General features: G+C 63.9%; 7 protein-coding genes. 2 read left to right on the plus strand and 5 right to left on the minus strand.

What is annotated here, in order from left to right:
• Positions 1-72 precede the first annotated feature (72 nt).
• A complete protein-coding gene (locus G520_RS21820) occupies positions 73-609 on the plus strand; it encodes a hypothetical protein (RefSeq protein ID WP_051229126.1) in 537 nt (178 codons plus the stop codon).
• Positions 610-635: 26 nt separating this feature from the next.
• Here the strand turns inward: G520_RS21820 and G520_RS0106425 are convergent, their stop codons facing one another.
• The gene (locus G520_RS0106425) at positions 636-1,871 is read right to left on the minus strand and encodes a multidrug effflux MFS transporter (RefSeq protein WP_051229128.1); all 1,236 of its coding nucleotides are present in this window, start codon (positions 1,869-1,871) and stop codon (positions 636-638) included.
• A gap of 113 nt (positions 1,872-1,984) precedes the next feature.
• Between G520_RS0106425 and G520_RS0106430 the strand changes: the two genes are divergently transcribed.
• Positions 1,985-2,857 carry a LysR substrate-binding domain-containing protein gene (locus tag G520_RS0106430; RefSeq protein WP_028534934.1) on the plus strand — a complete coding sequence of 291 codons (873 nt, stop codon included), beginning with the start codon at positions 1,985-1,987 and terminating at the stop codon, positions 2,855-2,857.
• Positions 2,858-2,915: 58 nt separating this feature from the next.
• Here G520_RS0106430 and pta read toward each other — a convergent pair whose 3' ends face one another.
• The 4 genes from pta to G520_RS25805 form a co-directional block, all read right to left on the minus strand.
• Positions 2,916-5,000, minus strand: coding sequence for a phosphate acetyltransferase (gene pta, locus G520_RS0106435; RefSeq protein ID WP_028534935.1), 2,085 nt, complete (start codon positions 4,998-5,000; stop codon positions 2,916-2,918).
• Positions 5,001-5,053: 53 nt separating this feature from the next.
• A complete protein-coding gene (locus tag G520_RS0106440) occupies positions 5,054-6,256 on the minus strand; it encodes an acetate/propionate family kinase (protein ID WP_028534936.1) in 1,203 nt (400 codons plus the stop codon).
• Positions 6,257-6,304: 48 nt separating this feature from the next.
• Complete coding sequence (pflA, locus tag G520_RS0106445) at positions 6,305-7,069, minus strand: pyruvate formate-lyase-activating protein (RefSeq protein WP_028534937.1); 765 nt, start codon at positions 7,067-7,069, stop codon at positions 6,305-6,307.
• Positions 7,070-7,197: 128 nt separating this feature from the next.
• A partial coding sequence (locus G520_RS25805) for a glycine radical domain-containing protein (RefSeq protein WP_036665517.1) occupies positions 7,198-7,314 on the minus strand: 117 nt, incomplete at its 5' end.

Raw genomic sequence — 7,314 nt, forward strand, 5'->3', positions numbered from 1 at the left:
GGCATGCGTGCGGGCTTTCCTGATGCGAGCTTGCCGGATCTGTGAGGATGAAGCGGAAACAGGAGCGCAGGCGTGGACGAAACATGCAGAATCATCGAATCGCAACTTCCCCTGCTGGGTAAATTGGGCGGGCACAATCTGCTGGTCTTGCTGGACGGGGCCGGCAAGGTGCTGTGCGAGCTGGACGGATTGGCCACCAGCCGTGACGGAAGGATCAAGCCGGTCGGCTACCTTCTCTCCGACCGGCTCAAGGTGTACGCGTTCGCGCGCGCGACGTTCCATGCGCCGACGCAAGCGCATGCCGTGCTGCTCGAAGGCAGCAGGACGGCGCTTGAAAACCGCTTCGATGCCGCGCGCGCGGCGGGCGAGGCGATCAACCGGCGCGATCTGCCCTATCCGCTGCTCGGCTTGGGAAAGAACAGCAACTCGGTGGCCAGTACGCTGATCCGGGCGATGGCGCTCGACGAGCCCGACTTGCCGGGGAACGCCCGCTTTACGCCGGGGCGTGGTCGCTTGCTGCTCGATCAGGAGACGCTGGCCGGCATTCAGGATACCTTTCTGCAGCGTGGCCGGCGGCAGGAGCCCATGGCCACCGCGCAAGCAGGATGACCGTGCGGCGTGCGTGCTCCGGGCTGTCAACGGCGTCTTGCGCATTCGGCGTCAGGGGTGGTTTCCACCATTCCGTAGCCGCGCTGGATGCCGAAGGCCAGCAGCGAGCAGGCGAGAATGATGCCCGACATGGGGTAGGCCGTGCCGTTGTGCAGTATTCCCACCAGCGCGCTGATGACGCCAGCGAGGCCGAATTGCAGCGCCCCGATGACCGAGGATGCGCTGCCGGCCAGTTCGCCGCAGTCGCGCATGGCGATGGCGACGGAGTTGGCGCCGACCAGTGGAACCATGGCAATACATAAGAACAGCGGAGCCAGCAGAATGGCGGGATGCAGAGAACCGCTTACGGCAAGCAACGCCGTCGCCGCTGCCAGGCTCGTGCCCAGCGCAGCGATGAGAATCGTGCGCGGAGCGTGGCGGCGCAGCAGCATGCGGTTGAGCTGGCTGGCGGCCGTCATGCCGAGCGCATTGAGACCGAACAACCAGGCATACCCTTGCTGACTGAGGCCGAAGCGGCTCATGAATATGAAGGGCGAGCCGCTGATGAAGGCGAACAGCCCGCCGAGGGTGAAGCTGCCGGCCAGAGTCGGAACGATGAACGCGCGCCGGGTGAATAATTCGGCAAAACCGGTCCCGACCTGGCGCAGATTCTGCCGATGCCGGCCGCCGGGTGGCAGCGACTCGGCCAGCCCGCGGGCGGTGAAAACCAGACAAGCGAGACCGAGCGCGGTCAGAAAAACGAAAATAGCCTGCCAGCCGGCGACCAGAAGCAGTGTACTGCCGAGTATCGGTGCCGCGATCGGGCCGACGCCCTGCACCATCATCATCAGGGACAGGGCATGGGCCGCTTCGCGTTCAGCAAAGACGTCGCGAATGATCGCACGACTGATGATCATGCCGGCGCAGCCGCCGAGCGCCTGCAGCAGTCTCAAGCCGATGAAAGTCGAAATGCCGGGGGCGAACACGAGCGCGCCCGAACTGAGCGTGAAGACGGCGATGCCGAGCAGCAGGGGGCGGCGCCGGCCGTAACGGTCGATGATGGGACCGTACAGGAGCTGTCCGAGGGCCAGCCCGGCGATGAAGGTCGACAGGCTGAACTGCACCCGGTCCAGACCACAGCCGAAGTGGCGGGCGATATCCGGAAAGCTCGATAGATACATGTCGGTCGAGAACGGGGCAAATGCGGTCAGACTGCCGAGTAGTAGCGCCAGGTGCGTGGCGGCGGTTCCGCGCTTGCCGGCGCTGGAGGCGGGAGAGGGCATGGTGGACTCGTGTGGCGGACGGCGCTGCGAGCGCAGGCAAAGCGTAACGATACGATCCCGTACCGATTAAATCCAATATATAGTAAGGCTTTATTGATATCCGGAATATATCAATGGAGCTTCGACATCTGCGTTACTTCGTTGCCGTTGCCGATGAGCTGCACTTTGGCCGGGCGGCCGAGAAGCTGCATATCGCCCAGCCGGCGCTCAGCATCCAGATCAAGGCGCTCGAGAGGCAGCTCGGCGGTGCATTGTTCCAGCGCTCCAGTCGCAGTGTTGCGTTGACCGAGGCCGGGCAGGTGTTCCTGCGCGAGGCGCGGGCGACCCTGGTGCAGGCGGAGCGGGCGCTAGAGACGGCGGGCCGCGCCATGCGCGGCGAGCTGGGCAAGCTCGATATCGCCTATTCCGGCAATGCCGCTTTCTCCGGCGTGCTTGGCCGCGCGGTGCATGCTTTCCGCCGCGGGTGGCCCGACGTCGATATCGGCCTGCGCGAGCTCGACCCGGTCAGTCAGGTGCGGCAACTGCTGGCACGCCGCATTCAGCTCGGGTTCACCACCTCCCTGTGCGTCGATGTGCCCCCTGAACTGGCGCTCATGCCCTTGGCTGCCTGGCCATTGCGGCTGGCCCTGCCGGGCGAGCATCCCCTCGCGCGTACCGATGTCGTGTCGCGGGCCGACGTGCTGGCCGAAACGTTCATCGTCTACGCCGATTCGGACGGCGACGACGGCGGGCGCATCATCCGTGCGCTTGTCGGCCCTCCGGCCCGGCCGCTGCGCCGTGCCGCCAGCATCATGCAGCTGCTGGCGCTGGTCGCGGCGGGGCAGGGCGTGGCGTTGCTGCCCGATTCGCTGCAGGCGCTGGCCAGCGGCACCGTGTTCAAACCGGTCGAAGGTCTGGAGCAAGAACTGGACAGTGTTTTGATGTATTGGCGCGATGGCAGGGAGCCGGTGGTCGACGCCTTCTTGCGGAGCATGGCGGCGATATAACGAAAAAAGGGGCAAGCCAGGCTTGCCCCTTTCTGTATCCGGCGTGCGCCGGAGCGGCTCAACCCGCCTGGATGGCGGTCAAGGCGATGGTGTAGACGATATCGTCGACGAGTGCGCCGCGCGACAGGTCGTTTACCGGCTTGCGCAGCCCCTGCAGCATCGGGCCGACGCTGACGACGTTGGCCGAGCGTTGTACGGCCTTATAGGTCGTATTGCCGGTGTTCAGGTCGGGGAACACGAACACATTGGCACGGCCGGCAACCGGGCTGTCCGGAGCCTTCTGGCGACCGACGCTCTCCACCGAAGCCGCGTCATACTGCATCGGTCCGTCGATGATCAGGTCGGGACGCTTCTGGCGAGCGATCTGGGTGGCGGCGCGGACTTTCTCCACGTCGTCGCCGGTGCCGGAGGAGCCGGTCGAGTACGAAATCATGGCCACGCGCGGTTCCAGACCGAAAGCCTTGGCCGAATCCGCGGACTGGATGGCGATGTCGGCCAGTTGTTCCGCATTCGGGTCGGGATTGATCGCGCAGTCGCCGTAGACCAGCACCTGATCCGGCATCAGCATGAAGAAGACGCTGGAGACGATGCTGGCGCCCTGGGCCGTCTTGATCAATTGCAGTGCCGGACGCACGGTGTTGGCCGTGGTGTGGACCGCGCCGGAAACCAGCCCGTCGACGTCGCCGGTGGCCAGCATCATGGTGCCGAGCACGACTTCATCTTCCAGTTGCTTTTCGGCCTGGGGCGCGGACAGACCCTTGCTCTTGCGCAGTTCCATCATCGGGGCGATGTAGTTGGCGCGAACTTGTTCCGGATCGATGATCTCGAGGTCGGCCGGCAGCTCGATGCCTTGTGCATCGGCAACCTGGCGGATCTTTTCGGCGTTGCCGAGCAGTACGCAGCGCGCGATGCCTTTCTTCTGGCAGATGGCGGCGGCTTGCAGCGTGCGGGGTTCGTCGCCTTCCGGCAGGACGATGCGACGGTTGGCCTTGCGCGCGTTTTCCATCAGGCGATGACGGAAAGCCGGCGGCGGCATGTGACGTTCGCGCGGCTCGCCGACTTGCTGCTTCAACTGCTGGCCGTCAACGCACTCGGCGACAAAGTTGATCACCAGTTCCATACGTTCGGTGTCGTCGGCGCCGACGGTGCCGGTCAAGCCGGCGAGGCGCGAACTGGTCTCGAAGGTGTCGTTGTCTGTGGTCAGGATGGGCAGACCGGCCAGGCGGGCAGACTGGATCAGCGGCGCCACCTTGGCGGCTATCGGTTCGCCGCAGGTCAGCAGCAGACCGGCCAGCGGTACGCCGCGCAGCGTCGCCAGTGCAGTGGCGAGGATCACATCGCTGCGATCGCCCGGCGTGACGACCAGGGCGCCCGGGCGCAGGCGGTCTATGATGTTCTCTACCGTGCGGGCGGCAACAACGACTTCTTGCACCCGCGAACGGGCGATGTGGCCTGCATGTTCAACCGTCAGGCTCAGCGCGCTGGCAACGTCGAGCAGGCGCGGAGCGGCCAGGCGCGCGTCGAAGGGTACGGTGGCCAGTACCGGAACGCGGCAACCGGCCTGATCCAGCTCGACGCGCAGGCGTTGCCCGTCGACATTGGCCGGCAGCTTGTTCAGCATGACGCCGGCCGGAGCGAAACCGTCCTTGTCCGAGTAGTGGCGCGATGCCAGTTCAATGCTTTCGGCGAGGTCGCGCGCTTCGCGACGCGCGGCGGACAAGACCAGAATCAGATCGGCGGACAGGCTGTGCGCCATATCGGCGTTCAGACGGGTCGCGATCTGGAGATCGGCGTCCGGAATCAGTCCTTCGACGATGACGACATCGTGGCTGGCGCGAACCGATTCCACCATGGTAACCACTTCTTCAAGCAGACCGGAGATCTGGCCGGTGCGGACGCTGGCTTCGGCGTCGGCAAACGGGATCGGAGTCGGCGTGGACAGGTGGCACAGGGTCTTGGCGAAATGGCTGGACAGGTCGGTGCGCAGGGCGCCGCCATCCGGCTGGGCGATGGGTTTGACGAAGCCTACCTTGATGCCGTCGCGTTCGAGTGCACGAACCAGGCCCAGTGTCATCGAGGTCAGGCCGGCGTCGTGGCCGACCGAGGCGAGAAAATAAGTACGTTGTTGGTCAATCGATTTCATTTTATGCCTTGGACCCCCGCCGACAGGACTGCCGGCGGGGTAGGGTTGGAGTATTACTTGGTGATGCCTGCGAGTTCGGCGGTATCGTTCGCGATCATCCACTCTTCATTGGTGTTGATCACGGCGACGATAGGGCCGCCAGCCTTGCTGATGATGCCGGACTTGCCGCGGGTGGCCAGTTCGTTGGCCGCGTAATCCGGGACCACGCCCAGCGTCTTCAGGCGGTCCATCGTCATTTTGCGGATCAGTACCGAGTTTTCGCCGATGCCGCCAGTGAAGATCAGTGCGTCCAGATGATCGAGCGAGGATGCCAGGCCGCCGATATGGCGGGCCAGACGGTGGACAAACATGTCCAGCGCGAGCTTCGCGCGTTCGTCGCCAGCGGCGGCGGCTTCTTCCAGGGTACGACAGTCGCTGGAAATACCGGAGATGCCGAGCAGACCGCTTTGCTTGTTCAGCATATTGTCGATCTCTTCGGGGCTCATGCCGGCATTCTTGTTCAGGAAGTACATGATGGCCGGGTCGATGTCGCCCGAGCGGGTACCCATGATCAAGCCTTCCAGCGGGGTCAGGCCCATGGTGGTGTCTACGCTCTTGCCGTTCTTGACGGCGGTGGCGGAGGCGCCGTTACCCAGGTGGGCGATGACGATGCCGTGGTTTTGCGGGTCCAGCTTCAGGGTCTTCACGGCTTCGCCGGCGATGAAGCGGTGGCTGGTGCCGTGGAAGCCGTAGCGACGGATCGCATAGTCTTCGTAGAACTTGGTCGGGATCGCATACATGTAAGCGGCCGGCGGCATCGTCTGGTGGAAGGCGGTGTCGAATACGGCGACTTGCGGCAGCGTCGGGAAGCACTTGATGGCGCCGCGCATGCCGATGAGGTGGCCCGGGTTGTGCAGGGGGGCCAGGCTGGAGACGTCTTCGATGCCCTTGAGCACGCTGTCGTCGATCAGTACGGACGCCTTGAACAGGTCGCCGCCCTGCACGACGCGGTGGCCGACGGCCACAACACTGTCGCGCCAGCCGTGGCGTTCCAGGAAGTGGATCAGTGCATCCAGCGCGGTGCCGTGATCGCCGCCGTTCAGGCTTTCCGTTTCCTTGCCTTCAGCGGTTTTGAAGATGATGCGTGCGTCGTCCAGGTACAGGCACTCGGCCAGGCCCGACAACGACGGTTCGGTTTCACCGACCGGAATCAGGGCGAATTTCAGCGACGAGCTGCCGCAATTGATGACGAGAATCTGAGGTGCGTTCTGCTTCATGATCTGTAAGGCTCTAGAAGGGGGGAAAACCCGGTTCGATAAAGGCGCTCAGGTGACGATGAGGCCCTGGGCGGCGAACAGCTGGCGTGCTTTCGCAACTTGTTCCCCCGTCGGTACCGGGGTGTTTGCCAGCGTGTACTCCATCCCCAGCTCGGCCCATTTGCTGGCGCCCAACTGGTGGAAGGGGAGAACTTCGACGCGCTCGACATTGCTGCCGAGCGAGGCGACATAATGCGCGAGGTGGTCGATATCGGCTTCGTCGTCGGTCAATCCGGGGACCAGCACGTAGCGGATCCACATTTTCTTGCCGAGGCGCACCAGGCGCTGTGCGAAGTCGAGGGTGGGCTGCAGCGGCTGGCCCGTGAGTGCCAGATAGCGTTCCGGATCGAAATGCTTGATGTCGAGCATGACGAGGTCGACATCGTCGAACCACTCGTCGCTGACGTTTTCGTGCAGGAAGCCCTGGGTGTCCAGCGTGGTGTGCAGCTTGAGTTCGGTCTTGATGCGATGAAACAGCTCGCCGACGAATTCGGCCTGCATCAGCGGCTCGCCACCGGAAACCGTGACGCCGCCGGCGAAGCGCAGGAAGCCGGAGTACGGTTTGACCTCGGCCAGCGCCTGATCGACGGTGACCTGGCGCCCGTGGTGCAGCTTCCAGGTATCTGGGTTGTGGCAGTACAGGCAGCGGAATTGACAGCCTGACGTAAAAAAGACGAAACGCACGCCCGGGCCGTCGACTGCAGCCCCGGTTTCGACCGAGTGCAGATAGCCTAGCGTCGCGCTGACCGGCTTGCCGTCATGAACTTCCGACATGGTTGTCTGCTCCCATTGGATGTAAAAAAAGCAATCCCGACGGGCAGGGTGTGCCTGTTCGGGGCGTCATAGTAACACAGGGTGCGCAATACAAGCTTTGCGCACCCTGTGTGTTTACACGCTGACGATTACATCGTGGCGTGGAAGGTACGGTTGATCACATCCAGCTGCTGCTCGCGCGTCAGCTTGATGAAGTTCACCGCGTAACCCGACACGCGGATCGTCAGTTGCGGGTACTTTTCCGG

It is taken from the genome of Paludibacterium yongneupense DSM 18731, from assembly GCF_000422925.1.
In the GTDB taxonomy this organism is placed as follows: domain Bacteria; phylum Pseudomonadota; class Gammaproteobacteria; order Burkholderiales; family Chromobacteriaceae; genus Paludibacterium; species Paludibacterium yongneupense.

Coding starts and splice junctions, on each gene's coding strand:
- G520_RS0106440 (WP_028534936.1), bottom strand. CDS start 6,256: ATGAAGCAGAACGCACCTCAGATTCTCGTCATCAATTGCGGCAGCTCG.
- pta (WP_028534935.1), bottom strand. CDS start 5,000: ATGAAATCGATTGACCAACAACGTACTTATTTTCTCGCCTCGGTCGGC.
- pflA (WP_028534937.1), bottom strand. CDS start 7,069: ATGTCGGAAGTTCATGACGGCAAGCCGGTCAGCGCGACGCTAGGCTAT.
- G520_RS0106430 (WP_028534934.1), top strand. CDS start 1,985: ATGGAGCTTCGACATCTGCGTTACTTCGTTGCCGTTGCCGATGAGCTG.
- G520_RS0106425 (WP_051229128.1), bottom strand. CDS start 1,871: ATGCCCTCTCCCGCCTCCAGCGCCGGCAAGCGCGGAACCGCCGCCACG.